This is a genomic window from Reyranella sp., from assembly GCF_050185545.1.
Taxonomy (GTDB): Bacteria; Pseudomonadota; Alphaproteobacteria; order Reyranellales; family Reyranellaceae; genus Reyranella.
In genome coordinates this window covers 1-17,998 of the sequence record NZ_JBFWZI010000153.1, presented here as the reverse complement: position 1 = coordinate 17,998, position 17,998 = coordinate 1, and the positions used below count along the sequence as shown (strand labels likewise).

Genomic DNA, 17,998 nt, shown 5'->3' with positions numbered 1-17,998 from the left:
AAGGCGAACTCGCGCACCGAGCCCAGACCGCCGCGCCATTTGCCGGCGCCGGCCACGTCCTCGCGCAGCTCGTAGCGCAGGACGCGCAGCGGCAGGTGGGTCTCGATGTCCTCGATCGGGTTGTTGCGCGTGTTGGCGTAGAGCGTGTCGACGGCGTCCATGCCGTCCTTGCTCAGACGGCCGCCGTAGGAGCCTTCGAAGATCTCCATGTGCACCCAGTGGGTCTCGTTCTCGAGGCCGGAGAAGGCGATGACCTTGAGGTTGCCTATGCCGGCCGAGACATTGCCGGGCATCGCCTGGGCCAGCGCCTTCATCACCGTGTCGGCGAGCTGGTTGCCCGGGCAGAACCGGGCGATGGTCGGCGCCGGGAAGGTCGGGTTGGCGAGGCAGCCCTTGGGCGCCACGATGGTGATCGGCCGGATCAGGCCGGCATTGACCGGGATATGTCCGTGCACCGCGGTGTCGAGCAGGATCGACCGGATGGTGAGCCAGATGGCGATGTCGGCGGTGCCTTCGAGCGGCATGTTGATCGGCCGGTCGGGCACCTGCGGTGCCGTTCCGGTGAGATCGACGGTAAGGTTGTCGTCCTTCTTGGTGATGGTGACGACGATCGGCAGTTCCTTCTTCGAGGGATCGTCGCTGTCGAGGTAGCCGTCGATCGCAGTCTCGGCGCGATAGACGCCGTCGGGCAGCCTGGCGATTGCCTGCCGCATCAGCCGCTCGGCGTGATCCATCAGCGCGGTGCAGGCCAGGTCGAACGTGTCGAGCCCGTAGCGCTCGACCAACTCGGCCATGCGCTCGGCGCCGATGCGCGCCGCGGCGACCTGGGCGTCCATGTCGCCGACCACGAGGTCGGAGGCGCGGATGTTGTCGCGCACGATCTGCCACACCATGTCGTTCCGGACGCCGCGGTCGTAGACCTTGATAGCCTTGAACTGCAGGCCCTCGGCATAGGCGTCGATTGCCTCGACGATGCCGCACGAGCCCGGCGACAGCGCACCGATATCGAGATGATGCGCCGTCGTGGCGGCGAAGGCGATCAGGCGGCCTTGCACGAAAACCGGCACGATGAAGGCCACGTCCGGGCCGTGGCTGGCGCCCGAGTAGGCGTCGTTGTGCATCACCACGTCGCCCGGCCGGAAGACGTCGCCGCGCTCGGCCAGGATCTTCAGCACGCCGCGCACGTAGCCTGGAATGGGACCCGACTGCAGCGGCGTCGACTGGGCCGATTCGGCGAGGCCACGGCCCTCGGCGTCGACCAGAGCCGCCCCGAAATCCTCCGATTCGCGGATGATCGAGGAGTAGCTCATGCGCATCAGCTTGTAGCCCATCTCGATGGCGATGTTCTCGAGCGCGCCCTGGATCACGCTGGTGGTGATCGGATCGATGCGATCGGGCTTTGGCACGGGCTGGCGGAGGGCGGACGTGGTCATGGGTTGGGCTCCTCGAATTCGGCATTCCTCGCCAGCTTTGCTGGGGAGGTGTCGCCGTCTTCGGCGACGGAGGGGGCATGGTCTTCGGGACCGCGGGCGTCCCGCCCGCTCACTAACTTGATCATGAGCGGGCGGGACGCCCGCGGTCCGAGAGTCATGACCCCTCCGTCCGCGATTACGCGGACACCTCCCCAGCGAAGCTGGGAAGGAGAATGAAACTTACGCATCGACGCGCCGGATGATCAGGTTGCCGGCGGCGTCGGCTTCCAAGGTGTGCTGCGGCGGCACCACGGTCGTCGAATCCATCTGCAGCACGATCACCGGGCCGGCGATGCGCTCGCCGACCGGCAGCAGGTCGCGGCGATAGAAGGTAGTGGGATGGTCGGCAAGCTTGCCGGCGACCCGGAAGGTGCAAACGCCGCTGCGCACGCGCGCCGCGTCGAGCAGCGATGTCGCGGTGCCGGCAGCGGGCTTGGCGATGGTCGCGGCGCTGGCGGCGCCGACCAGGCGCAGGTTGACGATCTCTATCGCGGAGTCGGCGAAGTGATGGCCGTACTCGCGGCGATGGATATCGTGGAAGGCCTCGAAAACCATGGCCAACGCCGCCTCGTCGATCGTGCTGTCGGGAAAGGGAACCCGAAGCTCGTAGCCCTGGCCGACATAGCGGAGGTCGCCGCGGCGCTCGAAGCTGACGCGGCCGAGATCGATGCCGTCGCTGGTGAAGCGCTCCGCCAGCTCCCGGGCCATCGCCGCGAAATCGGCATTGATGCGCGCGAGATCGGCCGCGCCCGAGACCTGGAACGAGGTGCGGATGGCGTCGTAGCGCAGGTCGCTGATCAGCAGGCCGACCGCCGAGGTTATGCCGGGATGCGGCGGCACGATCACCTCCGGCACGCCCAGCATGTCGGCCACCTCGGCACCATGCAGCGGGCCCGCTCCGCCGAACGCCACCAGAGCATAGTTGCGTGGGTCGATGCCCTTCTGGACGGTGCGCGAACGTATGGCGTTGGCCATGTTTGCGTTGATCACGGTGATCACGCCTTCGGCCGCCTCGCGATCACTCATGCCGAGCTCGCGTGCCAGCTCGCCAACGACGCGGCGGGCCGCCACCTCGTCGAGCGACATGCCGCCACCCAGGAAATTGCCGCCGTCGAGCCGGCCCAGCACGACGTTGGCGTCGGTCACCGTGGCGCGCGTCCCGCCGCGGCCGTAAGCGGCCGGCCCGGGCATCGCGCCGGCCGAGCGCGGCCCGACCTTGAAGGCCCCGGCCTGGTCTACGAAGGCGATCGAGCCACCGCCGGCGCCGATCGTATGGACGTCGATCATCGGCACCAGCACCGGGAAGCCCGCGATCCAGGTGTCGCGCGCCGTCGCCTCGCCGAAGCCGCCCCCGGTCACGATGCCGATGTCGGCCGATGTGCCGCCGACGTCGAAGGTGATGAGGTTGCGCCGTCCCGACAGGCCGCCCGCCCAGTCGCCACCGATCACGCCGGCGGCCGGGCCCGACAGCAGCGTGAGCACGGGCCGTTCCGACACCATGGCCGGCGTCGCCACGCCGCCGTTCGAGGCCATGATGCGCAGATCGGCCTTGAAGCCCGAGGCCTCGATCTCGGACTCCAGCCGAGTGACGTAATTGCGCACCTTGGGCCCGACGAAAGCGTTCATGGCCGTCGTGGTGAAGCGCTCGAACTCGCGGAATTGCGGCGACACCGACGACGAGGTCGTGGCGAAGCACTCGGGGTACTCCTCGCGCACGATCTCGCGCGCCCGCGCCTCGTGCGAGGGGTCGAGATAGGAGAACAGGAAGCAGATGGCGATCGCCTGCACGCCAGCTTCCTTGAGCTCGCGCACGGCCTGGCGGACACCGGCCTCGTCGAGCGGCTCCAGCACCTCGCCCTTGGGCGGCACCAGTCGCTCCTTGACGGTCTTGCGATGCCGGCGCTTGACCAGAGGCCGATCCTGCCACGGGATGTCCTGCATGATCGAGTAGTGCTGCGGCCGCTGGTGGCGGCCGATATGCAGGATGTCGCGATAGCCTCCCGTCGTGATCATGCCGGTGACCGCGCCATCGTGCTCGAGGATGGAATTGGTGGCGATGGTGGTGCCGTGGAACACCACGTCGATGGTCTCGCGCGGAATGCCGTACTTGTCGCAGAGCGCCATCAGGCCCTCGACGACCCCGCGCGACGGGTCGTCGGGCGTGGTCGAGACCTTGTGGACGGCGGTCCGGCCGGCGTCCGTGTCGGCGAAGACCAGGTCCGTAAAGGTGCCGCCGACATCGACTCCGATCAAACGCATGATGCTTCCCCGAGACACTTCAACTCAAGCCTCCTCCCCAGCTCCGCTGGCGAGGAGAAGACTCGAACAGCAAGACACAGGCCAAGGCCCGATGTCTATCCTCGTCGCATCAAGGATAGCCTAGAATGATGGCATGAGCCTTGCTTCCCAGGCGCCGATGGCGCGAAAACCCGACATAGAGCTGGTCGCCCTCGGCAAGCGCTTCGGCGAGACCGTGGCGGTCGATTCGATCAGCCTGCGCATTCCCGCGGGCTCGTACTGCTGCCTGCTCGGCCCCAGCGGCTGCGGCAAGACGACGACGCTCCGCATGATCGCCGGCCACGAGGAGGCGAGCGAGGGCGACATCATCCTGGGGTCGGAAAACATCACCCATTTGCCGCCGGCGGCGCGCGGCACGGCGATGATGTTCCAGAGCTACGCTCTGTTTCCGCATCTCGATTGCATCGATAACGTGGCCTTCAGCCTGAAGATGCGCGGCGTTGCCAAGGACGCGCGCCGTGCGCGGGCGCTCGAGATGTTGAAGCGCGTCCAGATGGAGCCGTTCGCCGCCCGCCTGCCCGCCCAGTTGTCGGGCGGTCAGCAGCAGCGCGTGGCGCTGGCGCGCGCCCTGATCACCGACCCGCAGGTGTTGCTGCTCGACGAGCCCTTGTCGGCGCTCGACCCCTTCCTGCGCGTCCGCATGCGCGAGGAGCTGAAGAGCCTGCAGACCAGGCTCGGCATCAGCTTCATCCACGTCACCCACAGCCAGGACGAGGCGATGGCGCTGGCCGACCTGGTGGTGGTGATGAATCACGGGAAGATCGAGCAGGCGGCCAGCGCCCGCGACGTCTTCAATCGGCCGGAATCGGCCTTCGTCGCCCGCTTCATCGGCGGCCACAACGTCCTGCCGGCGGCGGTGGCGCGGGCCAAGGGTGCGGCAGAATTTGTCGCCATCCGGGCCGACCGCATTGTCGTGCAGCCCGGCATCGCGCCGGTCGACGCGACCTCGCTGAGCGGCATCACGCGGTCGGTCGAGTATCTCGGATCGACCGTCCAGGTCGGTGTCGACGTGAACGGTCTCGACACGCTGTCGGCCGTGGTGCCGGAGGCTCGTTTCGACGCCAATCCGGTGGCGCCCGGCGAGCCGGTCGTTTTGTCATGGGCTCCGAAGGACGTTCACGTCCTGGGGCGATAGGGGAGGCGGCACGTCGCCGCCGGAAAGGTGAAGGAGGAACTGGAGATGATTCGGAAGCTCAACGGGCGCGGCGTCGGACGCCGCAAGGTTCTCAAGGGTGCGGCCGGCGCGGCGGGCGCGCTTCTCGGCAGCGGCGCGGTCGGTGGGTTCCCGACGATCTGGGCGCAGAACAACAAGAACATCGTGCTGCGCCAGTGCGGCACCGGGGTGTCGGCGATCAACGAGATCGCCGAGAAGTGCAAGGCCGATCTCGGCATCACCCTGCAGATGACCGCGCTCGATTCGGATGCCGTGGTGCAGCGCGTGGTCACCCAGCCCAACTCCTTCGACATCGGCGATATCGAGTACTGGATGTGCAAGAAGGTCTTCCCGGCGAACACGCTGCAGGCGATGAACGTCAAGAAGATCAAGTACTACGACAAGATCGTCCCGATCTTCACCAGCGGCAAGCTGAAGCCCGACAGCGTCATCGCCCAGGGCACGGCGCCCAACACCGTGAGCTTCGTCGAAGGCGCCGGATCGACCAAGTTCGCCAAGGGCCAGACCGAGTGGTTCACCATGATTCCCACGATCTACAATGCCGACACCCTCGGCATCCGGCCCGACCTGGTCGGCCGCAAGATCGAGAACTGGAAGGACATCCTGGATCCGAAGTTCAAGGGCAAGACGTCGATTCTCAACATCCCGTCCATCGGCATCATGGACGCGGCGATGATCTGCGAATCGGCCGGCGTCGCGAAGTACGGCGACAAGGGCAACATGACCCGGGCGGAGATCGACAAGACCATCGATTTCCTGATCAAGACCAAGAAGGACGGCCAGTTCCGCGCCTTCTGGAAAACCTTCGACGAATCGGTGAACCTGATGGCCTCGGGCGAGGTGGTGATCCAATCGATGTGGTCGCCGGCGGTGTCGGCAGTGCGCGGCAAGGGCATTCCCTGCGTCTATCAGCCGCTCAAGGAAGGCTATCGCGCCTGGGGCGGCGGGTTGTCGCTCGCCAGGCACCTGCAGGGCGCGCAGCTCGACGCCGCCTACGACTACATCAACTGGTACATGTCGGGCTGGGTCGGCGCCTTCCTCAACCGCCAAGGCTACTACTCGGCGGTGCTGGACACGGCCAAGGCCAACATGACGCCCGACGAATGGGGCTTCTGGATGGAAGGCAAGCCCGCCCAGGGCGACATCAAGAACCCTCAGGGCCAGGTGGTGGAGAAGAAGGGCGCCGTGCGCGACGGCGGCTCGTTTTACGATCGCATGGGCGCGGTGTCGTGCTGGAACGCGGTGATGGACGAGGACCGCTACATGGTCCAGAAGTGGAACCAGTTCATCGCGGCTTGATTTTTCTCCTCCCCAGCTTGGCTGGGGAGGTGTCGCCGTCATACGGCGACGGAGGGGTCATGATCTTCCGGACCGCGGGCGTCTCGCCCGCTCATGAATCTGTGCGGGCGAGACGCCCCCGGGCCAAAAATAACATGAACCCGCCGCCCCGGATTACGGGGCGCCACGCCAGCGCGACGTCCGCCCGGGAGTGGGAAAGCCGATCCAAATGACACGCGCTTCCGCCTGGGTCACTTACCTGCAGGTTGCACCGCTCACGCTTGTGTTCCTGCTGTTCCTGGTCGTGCCGATCGCCACCATCGTCGTGGTGAGCTTCTTCGACTACAACACGACGCAGATCATCCCGGCGTTCCTGTTGCAGAACTACGACGAGCTGCTGACCTCGCCGGTCACCTGGCGGACCTATCTGCAGACCGTCGAATTCGCCGCCATCACCTGGGCGCTCACCCTGGTGATCGGCTTCGCGGTGGCCTACTTCCTCGCATTCCATGTCCGCTCGGCGACCTGGCAGACGGTGCTGTTCCTGGTCTGCACTATCCCGTTCTGGACCTCGAACGTCATCCGCATGATCTCGTGGATCCCCTTTCTCGGCCGCAACGGGCTCGCCAACATGACCCTGATGCAGCTCGGCGTGATCGAGCAGCCGCTCGAGTTCCTGCTGTTCTCCAACTTCTCGGTCGTGCTGGCCTATGTGCACCTGTACACGCTGTTCATGGTTGTGCCGATCTTCAACTCGATGATGCGCATCGACAGGAGCCTGCTCGAGGCGGCGCGCGACGCCGGCGCCAATGGCTGGCAGACGCTGTGGAACGTCGTCGTGCCCCTGTGCAAGCCCGGCATCGCCATCGGCTCGATCTTCGTTGTCACCATCGTCATGGGCGATTTCGTCACCGTGCGGCTGATGAGCGGCGGCCAGAGCGCCTCGGTCGGCCTGATGATGATGAATGCCATGTCGCTCCTGCAGTACCCGGCCGCGGCGGCCAACGCCGTGGTGCTGCTGCTGCTGGTCCTGTTCACGGTCGCCGCCATGATGCGGCTGGTCGACATCCGCAAGGAGCTGTGAGGTGAACCGCCGCCGCGGACCCGCCTTCTGGTGCCTCGCCGCCTTCTTCGCCCTGTTCGTGCTGTTCCTCTACGGGCCCACGCTCACCATCCTGGTGCTGTCGTTCCAGGGGCCGTCCGGTGGGCTTACCTTCCCGATGAACGGCGTGTCGCTGCACTGGTTCAAGAACCTGTTCGAGAAGCAGATGGTCGGCGACTTCGCCGGATCCTTCCAGCGTTCCATGATCCTCGGCATCGCGGCCATGCTGGTGACGGTCGTCGCCTCGTTCATGGCCGGCCTCGCCTTCCGCACTCGCTTCCGCGGCTCGGCGATCGTGTTCTATCTCGCGATCGCCAGCCTGATTGTGCCGTCGATCCTGATCAGCCTCGGCATCGGCCTGCTGTTCCGCGTGCTCGGCTGGGAAGCCGCCTGGTACAGCTCCGCGTTCGGCGCGCACCTCACCTGGACCTTGCCGTTCGGGCTGCTGATCATGTTCGCCGTGTTCAACCGCTTCGACCGGCGCTACGAGGAGGCGGCGCGCGACCTTGGCGCCACCTCCTGGCAGACGATTCGCCATGTCGTCATCCCGATCCTGCTGCCCAGCCTGATCGGCGTCGGCCTGTTCGGCTTCACCCTGAGCTACGACGAGTTCTCGCGCAGTCTCTACACGTCGGGCACCTTCAACACCCTGCCGCTCGAGATCTACGGCATGACCACCAACGTCACGACACCCGTGCTCTATGCCCTGGGCACGGTCACCACCGGCGTATCGTTCCTGGTGATCGGAATTGCGCTCGTCTCCGTGATCATCCTGCGCCGCCGTCGCGAGCGCCACGGCAGCGACGCCGGCAAGGCGGCATGACCGGTATGCGGCGAACCCTCGTGTTGCGCCTGGCGACGGCCGGCCCGCAGGACACCGCGCCGCTCGCCGCGGCGATCGAGGCGGGCGAGATCGATCCCGCCACCATCGTCGCCATCATCGGCAAGACCGAGGGCAATGGCTGCGTCAACGATTTCACCCGCGGCTATGCCACGCTCGCCCTGAAGCTGCTGCTCGCCGCCAGGCTCGGCTGCGATCCCGGGGAGATCGACGAGCGCGTGGCGATCGTCATGTCCGGCGGGACGGAGGGCGGGTTGTCGCCGCATTTGCTGGTGTTCTGCCGCGAGACGATCGCTGCGTCGGCCGCCACGACGCCACGACTGGCGATTGGCGTCGGCATGACGCGGGCCTTCGCGCCGGAAGAGCTCGGCTGCACTCCGCAGATTGCCGCGACGGCAGAGGCGGTCACCCAGGCCATGGCGGACGCCGGCATTGCGACATCTGCCGACGTGCATTTCGTCCAGATCAAGTGCCCGCTGCTGACCAAGGAGCGCATCGAGGCGGCGGCTCGACGTGGCAAGTCGGTGGCCACCGACGACACCTATCACTCGATGGCCCTGTCGCGCGGCGCATCGGCACTGGGCGTCGCCGTGGCCCTGGGCGAGGTCGCGTCATCGGCCGCGGGCGACGCAGCGGTCTGCCACGACTGGTCGCTCTACTCGAGCGTCGCCAGCACCTCGGCCGGAGTCGAGCTGCTGCGCAACGAGATCGTTGTGCTCGGCAACGCGCCCGGTTGGGCTGGCGACCTGGTGATCGACCACGATGTCATGCAGGACGCCATCGACGCCGAGGCGGCGCGCCGCATCCTCGGCCGGATCGGCGGCCAGACCGTTGCCGTGCTGGCCAAGGCGGAGGCCGCGCCGTCGGGCGAGATCCGCGGTCGCCGCCACACCATGCTGGACGACAGCGACATTCATTCGACCCGACATGCCCGAGCTCTGGTCGGCGGCGTCCTGGCCGGCGTGATCGGCGACACCATGCTCTATGTCTCGGGCGGCGCCGAGCACCAGGGACCGGCCGGCGGTGGTCCGATCGCAATCATTGGCAAGGTCCAGGCCGATCGATTGTGAAGGCGAGGTTTCTGTTGCACGGTGCAGGCTCCGGAGGAGGCTCAAGGCATTCGCCTATGACAAAAAGGCCGTCATCCCGACCGGAGCGCAGCGTAGCGGCGCGCAGTGGAGGGACCTTCCTTGCTGCGGCGTCGGCAAAGAAAGGTCCCTCGACTGCGCCGCCAATGGCGCTGTAAACAGCGCCTAATCGGGCAGCTCCGCTTGGGATGACGGAGACGAGAGAGGGGGCAGAAGGAGCGGCCATCATGGCACTGGCTGATCCTTATCGGGATCTTGGGGTCCGGCGTCGCATCAACGCGGCCGGGGCGCTGACACGGCTGGGCGGAGCCATCATGGCGCCGGAGGTGGTTCTGGCGATGGCGGCGGCATCGCGTGCATCGGTCGATATGGGTGAATTGCAGGACGCCGCCAGCAAGCGCATCGCCGAGGTGACCGGGGCGGAAGCAGGCATTGTGACGACCGGCGCTGCTGCGGCCCTGACCCTGGCGGCTGCTGCCGCGATCGCCGGTTGGGACGTCGCGAAAATGGCGGCACTGCCGCATGCGGAGAGCTTTCCGCGTGACATCCTGATCCCGCGCACACATCGCACCGGCTACGCCCACGCGCTGGCAGCGGCCGGCGCGCGCCTGATCGACATCGGTCACAACGATCGTGGCGCCGGGGCAGGCGTGCGCGGCCTCGAGGCCTGGGAGATCGAGACGGCGCTCACCTCGTCGGTCGTGGCGGTGGCGGCCGCGGCCAACGTGGCCACCATGGCCGATCTCCCCGTTATGGCGGCAGTGTGCAAGGCGAACCGCATTCCGCTGATCGTCGATGCCGCGGCGCAGCTGCCGCCCAAGGAAAACCTGCGGCGGTTCACGACGCTGGGCGCCGATCTCGTCGCCTTCTCCGGCGGCAAGGCGCTGGGTGGACCGCAGGCGTCGGGCATCCTGGCCGGCCGCCGCGACCTTGTGGCCTCGGCGTTGCTGCAGCAGCTCGACATGGACGTGTCGCCCGAGACCTGGCGGCCGCCCGGCCTGGTCGAACGGACCAATCTGCGCGGGGTGCCGCATCACGGCATCGGCCGCGGCTTCAAGGCGGGCAAGGAGGAGATCGTCGGGCTCCTGACCGCTCTCGATCGATTCGTGAAGGCCGACGATGCCGCCGCCAATGCCGCGCTCGAGGTGCGGCTGCGGGACATCGCCGGCCAGCTCGACGGCGCCAAGCTAAGGCTGGTGCCGGCCAGCGAGACGGGGCGGGCCCCGGTCCTCGAGATCGCCGTGGCGGATGCGCTCGTCGTGAGCGCGCGCCTGCAGCGCGGCGATCCTCCGGTTCATTTGTCGGAACGGCACGCCGCGCGCAGTGTGCTCACGCTCGATCCACAGGTCCTGCTGCCCGAGCACGATGCGCCGCTTGCGGCGGCGCTTCGTGCCGTGCTTTGACGATCAGGCCGCCCGCAAAAGGCCGAGCTGCTGCAAGGCCGTCACGCCGTCGTCGAGCCCGATCTCCTCGGCGACCTTGCCGTCCTCCACGCGCAGGACCGTGATGCCCGAGAACCGCATCTTGCGACCCGAACGGGCAGGCAGACCGCCGACCAGGAAGTCGTCGAACGCCGGCCCGGTGTGCGTACCGCCGCCCTCCCAGCGACCGACCACGTAGTCGCCCTCGGCGATGAGATCGGCCGTGCCGCCGAACGCGAGGTCGGGGAAGGCTGCACGGAAATCGGTCATGAATCGCTTGATGTCGTCGTGCCCGCGACGGGGCGCGTGCAGCGAGTATTGCAGGAGCATGTCACGATGCGCGAGCTCGTCGACGATGGCGAGGTTGCAGTCCTTGCCCCAGAACGCGGTGAACCAGCGTCCGACGATGGCCTTGTTTTCCTGTTCCTTGGACATGATGGGATCCTATGGGTTGGTGTCAGCGACGACATCAACCTAGAGCTCGGCTGGCGGCGCCGTTATCCGCGGGCTGAGGTGAATTCAAGTTCTCCTCCCAGCTCCGGAGGGGAGGTGCCCCGTCATGCGCGGCGGAGGGAGGCATGAATCATGCGGATACCGCGGGTGTCTCGCCCGCTCACGCTCATGATCATGAGCGGGCGAGACGCCCGCGGTCCGGAAGGCAATGACCTCTTAGCCGCCGCAGGACGGCGATACTCCCCAGCGGAGCTGTAGCGGAGCTGGGGAGGAGAGTTCGAGCATCACTCAATCGAAGCCGCACCCTCGTCGCGATAGGCCCAGCACGTGTCGGGCGGCAGGGTGATGGCGATCTCGCTGTCAGCGCCGTGTCGGGCCGCCGTGCCGAGCTCGAGCGCCTCGAGCCTCTGGCCGCCCATCTCGACGTCGTAGACCGTCTGCATTCCCTGGTAGCGGCGCTCGAGCACGCGGCCGGCGAAGACGTTGGCCGGGCCGCGCTCGCCCAGCCGAACGTTCTCGGCGCGCAGCGCCACGCGCGCCTTGTCGCCGGGGTTCAGCGCCTGCGGCGTCCACGCCTCGATGCGCCCGGCCGAGCCGAGGTCGATGGTGGCCCGTTCGCCGCTGCGCGCCAGCACCTTGCCCAGCAGCACGTTGGCGGCGCCGGTGAAGTTGGCGACGAAGGGATCGGCCGGCCGATTGTAGATCTCGTCCGGCGGCGCCATCTGCAGGAGTTTGCCCTCGCGCATCACGCCGATGCGGTCGCCTAGTACGACGGCCTCGGCTTGGTCGTGGGTGACGTAGAGGCCGGTCATGCCGGTCTGTTTCAGGATGCGACGCAGCTCGTCGCGCAGGCGCAGCCGCAGCTTGGCGTCGAGGTTGCTGAGCGGCTCGTCGAGCAGCAGGAGCTGCGGGCGGTAGACCAGGCTGCGGGCCAGCGCCACGCGCTGCATCTGGCCGCCCGACAGGGAAGTCACGGGCCGTTCGGCGTAGTCGCGCAGGCCGACCAGGTCCAGGGTCTCGTTCACCTTGGTGTTGATGTCGCCGCCGCCGCTGCGCCGGTGCTTCAGCGGATAGGCCACGTTCTGGCGCACCGTCATGTGCGGCCACACGGCGTAGGACTGGAACACCATGCCGATGTCGCGCTCGCGCGGGCTCACCAGCAGGCCGCGCTCGGGCTCCGACACGACGCGCTCGCCGATCGAGATGCGTCCGCCCGTCGGATGCTCGAGCCCGGCCACGCAGCGCAGCGTCGTGGTCTTGCCGCAGCCCGAGGGACCGAGCAGGACCACGATCTCGCCCGCCGGCACCTCGAAGCTCACGCCGTCGACGGCAGGCTTGCCCGTCGCGAAGCGCTTCACGAGGTCCTGGACGAGGAGCGCGGCACTCACTGGCGGTAGCCGTAGGTCTTGTTCCACTGTTCGAGCCAGGACACGCGCAGCGATTCGAACTGCTTGAACTCCGGCACCCAGACTTTGATGACCTTGGGATCCCAGCCCTTGGGAAAGGAGGGTGGCTCCTTGAGCGACGTGATGTTGCCGAGCTTGGCGATCTGGAAGGCCTGGCCCTCCTTGGACAGACGCCAGTTCATGAACAGCTTCGCGGCATTCGGGCTCTTGGCGGTCTTGGTGATGCCGTCAGCATAGGGGATGATCGGCACGCCCTCCGGCGCGAAGATCGCTTCTGCCGGCGCGCCCTCGACGATCTTCGTGTAGATGATGTTGTAGAGCAGGGGGGCGATCGAGACCTCGCCGCGCACCAGCGCGTCGGACAATGGCGCGCCCGACGGATAGAGCGCAATGCCAAGTGCGGCCTGCTTCGCCCAGTAGTCCTCGCCCAGCACCTGACGCTCGAACATGGAACGGGTCCAGGTCGTGCCGCCCGACGGGCCGACGACCTGGCCGATCTGCTTGCCCTTGTACTCGGGCTTGGTGAGATCCATCCATGTCTTCGGCGCGTTCTTCACCAGCTGGGTGTTGTAGGCGATGGCCCAGCCGAGCGTGACGCCGGGCCAGAATTTCGGCGACACCAGCGCTTCGGGCCGGTAGTCGGCGGCATTGGGCGGCGCGTAGTCCTGGAACAGGTCGGCCAGCGCCAGCATCAGGCCGCGGTCGGAGTGATCGACGACGTCGGCGCCGAGCTTGCCGGCGGCGGCCTCGGTCTTGATGCGGGTGATCAGCTGGCCGCCCGGCGCGCGCACCATGGCCACCTTGACCTTCGGAAAGGTCTTGTTGAACTCCTTGATGACCTCCTGCTCGGTTTCGGCGAAATTGGCCGTGTAGTAGGTCAGCTGTCCTTCCTTCTCGGCTGCCGCGATCAGCTCCTTGGAACCGAATTTCTCCTGCTGGGCCATCGCCGGGAAGCTGCCGGTCAGGATGCCTGCGGTTCCGAGCACGGCGCCCGTGGTGAACGTACGTCTTCTCATTGTCATCGGTCGTATTCCTCCTACGCTATTCAGTTGAAGCGGGTGTTCTGCGTCGTCTCGCGCGAAAGCCAGGTCGTCAGGCTGAGCAGAACGGCAAGGATCGCCGTTTGCACCAGGCTGAACGCGGCCGTCTTTCCGGTGTTGCCGCCTTCGTAGTAGTCGAGCAGCAGCACCGCCATCACCGTGGTGTCGCTGGTGTAGAGAAAGAGCGACGAGCCGAGCTCGCGGATCGCCAGCACGAAGAGGAGCGTCATCGACGCCACCACGCCCGGCCGCGCGAGCGGCAGGACCACGGTGCGGATGGTGCCGAGCAGGCTGCGGCCGCAGATCCAGGCGGCCTCCTCGAGCTCCTTGTGGATCTGCAGGAACGAGGTCGACAGCGCCTTCACCGTGTCGGGCATGAAGCGCGCGACGAAGGCCAGCGCCAGGATCCACAGGGTGCCGTAAAGCCCGCCAGGCAATCCGATCCACGCCCAAAGGTAGGCGACGCCGACGACCAGCCCGGGAATGGCGACCGGCAAGGTCGCGAGCAGGTCGATCCAGCGCCGGCCCGCCACCTGGGTCCGGTTCACCGTGTAACCGATGGCGAAGGCGAGAGCGCCGCCTACCAGGGCGGTGATGACGCCGACCTTCAGGGTGTTCCAGATCGACAGCATGGTGAGCGGGTTGTCGAACACCGCGTTGAAGTGCGTCCAGCTGTACTGGCGCATGTCGAAAAGGGCGTCGAAATCCTTGATGAACAGGAACTTGCGGAACGCCGCGATGACCAGTGCCAGGGTCGGCAGGACGACGACGACGAAAAGATAGATCACCGCCAGCCCGAAGGTGAACCAGCGCCAGCGGCCGAGATTGAGGGCGCGCGGCCGGAACGCCTTGCCGGCGACGGTGGCGAAGCTCTTGCCCGACAGGACGCGCTGCTGCGCCCACACCAGGATGGCGGTGACCACCATCAGCAGGATCGCGACCGCGGCGGCGGTGTTGTAGAGCGGCGGGCTCCAGGCGGTGAGCTGGAAGATGTAGGTCGTGAGCACGCTGATGTTGGCCGGCGCGCCCAGCGCCGCCGGTACGCCGTAAATGCCCAGCATGACGACGAACGAGAGCAGGGAACCGGCCAGGATGGCCGGCGCGATCAGCGGGAAGGTGACGGTGAACAGAGTGGTGAAGGCGCTGGCGCCCGACACCTCGGAGGCTTCCTCGAGGCTCGGGTCCATGTTCCTGAGTGCCGAGGCCGTGAACATGTAGACGTAGGGCGCGTAGTAGATGCCGAACACCAGGATCAGGCCCGACATCGAGTAGAAGTCGAAGCGCAAGTCGATGCCCATCCACTTCAGCGCCGTGTTGAGCAGCCCGGTCTTGGGCGAGCCCAGGATGCCCCAGGCGACGCCGGCAACCAGCGGCGGCACGAACAGCGGGATCATGCTGGCGCCGGCGATGAAGCCCTTGAACGGCGTGTTGGTGCGCACCACGATCCACGAGAAGGCGAGGCCGATGATCACCGCCAGGATCGTCCCGCCGCCGCAGGCGACGATGGCGTTGAAGAAGGCGAGGTGGACGTTCTCGTTGGCGAGGACGTCGATGAAATGCTTTGCCGAGGGGCGAAAGGCGCCGAACCCGTCGACGACGGGGTTGGAGTCGCTCAGCGCCCCGAACACCAGCATCAGCAGCGGATAGATCACCAGGAATGCCAGCAGGATCAGCAGGGCGCCGACCCATAGCGGCGCGGCGAGCCGGCGCGGCGTTGCCGCTTCAGCCGATTGCGGCAGGACTCCAGCACTCGTTGCTGTCAACGCTACGCTTCCTCCAAGATGAACGCGGCCCCACCGCCGTCTTCTTCATTCCCTCTGTAATCGTAGCGCATCGGCATGGCGGGCGCTATGTCTTGCTTGGGCAGCGTGACTACTCGTCGCCGTTGACCCCAGTCAGAAATCTCTCCGAGTAGGAATTCATGACCTGCTGCCAGGTCGCCCTGGTGCCGCGTGCAGACCAATTCAGAATTGGGGTCAGGGTCTTGATGCTGAAATCGGCCATCGACGCAAACGAGCCGGTAATGCCGTTGGTGATGATATCGGCGTTCTTCGTGCCCTCGGGGTCGGCCTTCGAAGCCTTCGCTTCGAAATAGGAAAGATTGTAGTAGCTGTAGCTCGAGCAGCCAAAGAACCCATAGATCTGGTACTGGTCGTGGTTCAGCCTGATGGGCGCGCCGATCTGCTCGCCCATGTAGGTGAGATCCAGCAGCCCGACGCGGGAATGTCCGGCGTACAGGAACACCGAACCGCGCTCCGCGGCCTCCTTCACCATGCAGAAGAAGGCGACGCTGTCCTCGCCGATGTTGGTGACGCCCCAAAACAGGCGGACGATGATCCTGCGCCCGCCGTCCTTCCGGGCGAACTCCTCGACGTGGCCCGGCGAGGCGGCCAAAGGCTTGGCATTTCCGCATTCGCGCTCACGCTCGTCGACGGGCATGGCGCGAACCGAGAAGCCCTGACCGAGCAGGAACTTGCGGACGCTCCGATAGTTTGCGGCGTTGTAGTCGCTGTTCTTCTCGGGAGCGGATTTGCCGTTCTTGTCGTCATCGGCTCCGTAGGTCAGCACGATGCGGATTTCACCGTTGCCGTTGGCCAGCCGCTCGTAGGCGGGCGCGGTATTAGTAGTGTTGGCTCGTTTTGCGACGATCACGCCGTCTGCGGTGAAATAGTCGACACCATCGACCAGCGGGCAGCCCTTGTTCAGCGGAGCCCAGAAGTAGGCCATGCGGTACTTGTCGCCCCAGCTGAAGCAGCTGTCGCTCGAGCGCTCCCACACTTCGTCCAGGTTGAGGGGCAGGCGGATCTTGACGACTTCCTGCAGACCGTTATCGAGAACGAACGTGCCGGTGTAGCGGTAGCGCACGTGAAGCTTTCCGGTCCTGCTGTCGCGATGCTTTCCGAGAACGTCGACTTTCGCGTCGTTCTTGGCGGCAGCCTTCTTCGGGGCAGCCTGCAGAGGGCCGGCGAGATACAGGAGCTGGCGGTTGATGTAGGAGGGCAGCAGAAGGAAGTCGGGAGCATCCTCGGCGATCTCGACCATGCTGGTGAAGGTGACCTCGCTTTCGTACGAATCCTTCGAGTAGTAGGCGAAGGCGGGCGCGCCAGTGAGGAGAAGGAGGCAACCGGTGAGGGGAGCGAACAGCAGGCGATGGAGCATGGGCTGAGGTTTCTTTCGCTTGGTGGGAACTGCCGTCGGCCTCCTCATCGGAGCCACGACCGTGGCTCTTCGCGATTTCCGACGCTAATTTTCCGGGATGGGACTGAGAACACACAACCGCTACGGCTACGTGCCTCTGCGCGGCCGCGCCGACTACACCTGGCCGAACGGCCGACGGCTCGCCGTCTATTTCGCCCTCAATCTGGAGCATTTTTCCTACGGCGAGGGGCTCGGTGCGGAACTGGCGCCGGGTGGATCACAGCCCGACATTCTCAACTTTGCGTGGCGTGATTATGGCAATCGCGTCGGCGCCTGGTACATGCTCGACGCCTTCGATGCGCTTGGCTTGCCGCTGGCCGCCCTGGTCAACAGCGCGATGTACGACTATGCGCCGGCCGTGGTGGCGGCTTGCCGTGCCCGTGGCGACGAGATCGTGGGCCATGGCCGCACCAACGCCGAGCGCCAGGGCGACCTCGACGAGGCGGCCGAACGTGTGCTGATCGCGGAGGCGACCACGCGCCTGACTGAGGCCGAAGGCCGCCCACCGGAAGGCTGGCTTGGCCCGTGGATTTCGCACAGCCACGTGACGCCCGACCTGCTGGCGGAAGCGGGCTATCGCTACCTGCTGGACTGGTGCATGGACGACCAGCCGATCTGGTTCAGCTGCCGCGACGACAGGCGCATCCTCGCCGTGCCCTATCCGCAGGAGGTGAACGACATTCCGCAGATCGTCGGCCGCAAGGTCGGCGGTGAGGCGTTCGCCGACATCATCGTCGACCAGTTCGACGAGATGCTGGAGTTGTCGCAGACGCGGCCGCTGGTGATGGGCGTGGCATTGCACGCCTATCTGGTGGGCCAGCCGCATCGCCTGCGCCATCTCAAGCGCGCGTTGCGTCACATCGCCAAACACCGCGATCGCATCTGGCTCACCACGCCGGGCGCGATCACGCGGCATTGCATGACGCTTCCCCTGGGGATCGTTCCGTAGGAAAAAGCCTCTCCTGGGGAGGTGTCGGCGTCTTGCGCCGACGGAGGGGGCGGAAATCATGCTCTTCCGGACCGCGAGCGTCCCGCTCGCTCATGGCGATATGAGCGAGCGGGACGCTCGCGGTCCCGAAGACCGTGACCCCTCCGTCGGCGCAAGACGCCGACACCACCCCAAGCACAACTTGGGGAGGAGGGAGACCTCATGCGCCTGTTCACTGCCACGCTCGCCACCGAGACCAACACCTTCTCGCCGTTGCCGACCAGCATCGAGAACTATCG

General features: G+C 66.4%; 14 protein-coding genes. 7 read left to right on the top strand and 7 right to left on the bottom strand.

Going from position 1 to position 17,998, the window contains the following annotated elements; all coding sequences use genetic code 11:
• Both AB7O82_RS28940 and AB7O82_RS28935 read right to left on the bottom strand, forming a co-directional pair.
• The coding region (locus AB7O82_RS28940) for a hydantoinase B/oxoprolinase family protein (protein ID WP_428620811.1) at positions 1-1,433 on the bottom strand (1,433 nt) is incomplete at its 3' end.
• Between the two features lie 219 nt (positions 1,434-1,652).
• The gene (locus AB7O82_RS28935) at positions 1,653-3,731 is read right to left on the bottom strand and encodes a hydantoinase/oxoprolinase family protein (RefSeq protein ID WP_428553765.1); all 2,079 of its coding nucleotides are present in this window, start codon (positions 3,729-3,731) and stop codon (positions 1,653-1,655) included.
• A gap of 157 nt (positions 3,732-3,888) precedes the next feature.
• Between AB7O82_RS28935 and AB7O82_RS28930 the strand changes: the two genes are divergently transcribed.
• The 6 genes from AB7O82_RS28930 to AB7O82_RS28905 all read left to right on the top strand — a co-directional run bounded on the left by AB7O82_RS28930 (position 3,889) and on the right by AB7O82_RS28905 (position 10,656).
• Positions 3,889-4,905, top strand: a complete 1,017-nt coding sequence (locus AB7O82_RS28930) for an ABC transporter ATP-binding protein (RefSeq protein WP_428553780.1) — start codon at positions 3,889-3,891, stop codon at positions 4,903-4,905.
• 45 nt (positions 4,906-4,950) lie between these two features.
• On the top strand, positions 4,951-6,243 hold the full coding sequence (locus AB7O82_RS28925) for an ABC transporter substrate-binding protein (RefSeq protein ID WP_428553768.1): 1,293 nt from the start codon (positions 4,951-4,953) through the stop codon (positions 6,241-6,243).
• A gap of 208 nt (positions 6,244-6,451) precedes the next feature.
• Positions 6,452-7,306, top strand: a complete 855-nt coding sequence (locus tag AB7O82_RS28920) for an ABC transporter permease (protein ID WP_428553771.1) — start codon at positions 6,452-6,454, stop codon at positions 7,304-7,306.
• A 1-nt stretch (position 7,307) separates the two neighbouring features.
• Positions 7,308-8,147 carry an ABC transporter permease gene (locus AB7O82_RS28915; protein WP_428553774.1) on the top strand — a complete coding sequence of 280 codons (840 nt, stop codon included), beginning with the start codon at positions 7,308-7,310 and terminating at the stop codon, positions 8,145-8,147.
• Positions 8,148-8,152: 5 nt separating this feature from the next.
• Entirely contained in the window at positions 8,153-9,235 is a 1,083-nt protein-coding gene (locus AB7O82_RS28910; RefSeq protein ID WP_428620809.1) for a ring-opening amidohydrolase, read from the top strand.
• A 245-nt stretch (positions 9,236-9,480) separates the two neighbouring features.
• A complete protein-coding gene (locus AB7O82_RS28905) occupies positions 9,481-10,656 on the top strand; it encodes an aminotransferase class V-fold PLP-dependent enzyme (RefSeq protein ID WP_428620808.1) in 1,176 nt (391 codons plus the stop codon).
• A gap of 3 nt (positions 10,657-10,659) precedes the next feature.
• Here the strand turns inward: AB7O82_RS28905 and AB7O82_RS28900 are convergent, their stop codons facing one another.
• The 5 genes from AB7O82_RS28900 to AB7O82_RS28880 form a co-directional block, all read right to left on the bottom strand.
• A complete protein-coding gene (locus AB7O82_RS28900; RefSeq protein ID WP_428553379.1) occupies positions 10,660-11,109 on the bottom strand; it encodes an ester cyclase in 450 nt (149 codons plus the stop codon).
• Positions 11,110-11,411: 302 nt separating this feature from the next.
• Positions 11,412-12,515, bottom strand: coding sequence for an ABC transporter ATP-binding protein (locus tag AB7O82_RS28895; protein WP_428553381.1), 1,104 nt, complete (start codon positions 12,513-12,515; stop codon positions 11,412-11,414).
• Complete coding sequence (locus AB7O82_RS28890) at positions 12,512-13,549, bottom strand: extracellular solute-binding protein (protein ID WP_428620806.1); 1,038 nt, start codon at positions 13,547-13,549, stop codon at positions 12,512-12,514. The genes AB7O82_RS28895 and AB7O82_RS28890 overlap by 4 nt, the downstream gene beginning before the upstream one ends.
• A 29-nt stretch (positions 13,550-13,578) precedes the next feature.
• A complete protein-coding gene (locus AB7O82_RS28885) occupies positions 13,579-15,336 on the bottom strand; it encodes an ABC transporter permease (RefSeq protein ID WP_428553386.1) in 1,758 nt (585 codons plus the stop codon).
• Positions 15,337-15,445: 109 nt separating this feature from the next.
• Positions 15,446-16,732, bottom strand: coding sequence for a hypothetical protein (locus AB7O82_RS28880; protein WP_428553389.1), 1,287 nt, complete (start codon positions 16,730-16,732; stop codon positions 15,446-15,448).
• Positions 16,733-16,829: 97 nt separating this feature from the next.
• Here AB7O82_RS28880 and AB7O82_RS28875 point away from each other — a divergent pair, with 97 nt between their 5' ends.
• On the top strand, positions 16,830-17,720 hold the full coding sequence (locus tag AB7O82_RS28875; protein WP_428620805.1) for a polysaccharide deacetylase family protein: 891 nt from the start codon (positions 16,830-16,832) through the stop codon (positions 17,718-17,720).
• The last annotated feature ends 278 nt before the right edge of the window (positions 17,721-17,998 follow it).

Coding starts and splice junctions, on each gene's coding strand:
- AB7O82_RS28935 (WP_428553765.1), bottom strand. CDS start 3,731: ATGCGTTTGATCGGAGTCGATGTCGGCGGCACCTTTACGGACCTGGTC.
- AB7O82_RS28930 (WP_428553780.1), top strand. CDS start 3,889: ATGGCGCGAAAACCCGACATAGAGCTGGTCGCCCTCGGCAAGCGCTTC.
- AB7O82_RS28925 (WP_428553768.1), top strand. CDS start 4,951: ATGATTCGGAAGCTCAACGGGCGCGGCGTCGGACGCCGCAAGGTTCTC.
- AB7O82_RS28920 (WP_428553771.1), top strand. CDS start 6,452: ATGACACGCGCTTCCGCCTGGGTCACTTACCTGCAGGTTGCACCGCTC.
- AB7O82_RS28910 (WP_428620809.1), top strand. CDS start 8,153: ATGCGGCGAACCCTCGTGTTGCGCCTGGCGACGGCCGGCCCGCAGGAC.
- AB7O82_RS28905 (WP_428620808.1), top strand. CDS start 9,481: ATGGCACTGGCTGATCCTTATCGGGATCTTGGGGTCCGGCGTCGCATC.
- AB7O82_RS28900 (WP_428553379.1), bottom strand. CDS start 11,109: ATGTCCAAGGAACAGGAAAACAAGGCCATCGTCGGACGCTGGTTCACC.
- AB7O82_RS28890 (WP_428620806.1), bottom strand. CDS start 13,549: ATGAGAAGACGTACGTTCACCACGGGCGCCGTGCTCGGAACCGCAGGC.
- AB7O82_RS28880 (WP_428553389.1), bottom strand. CDS start 16,732: ATGCTCCATCGCCTGCTGTTCGCTCCCCTCACCGGTTGCCTCCTTCTC.
- AB7O82_RS28875 (WP_428620805.1), top strand. CDS start 16,830: ATGGGACTGAGAACACACAACCGCTACGGCTACGTGCCTCTGCGCGGC.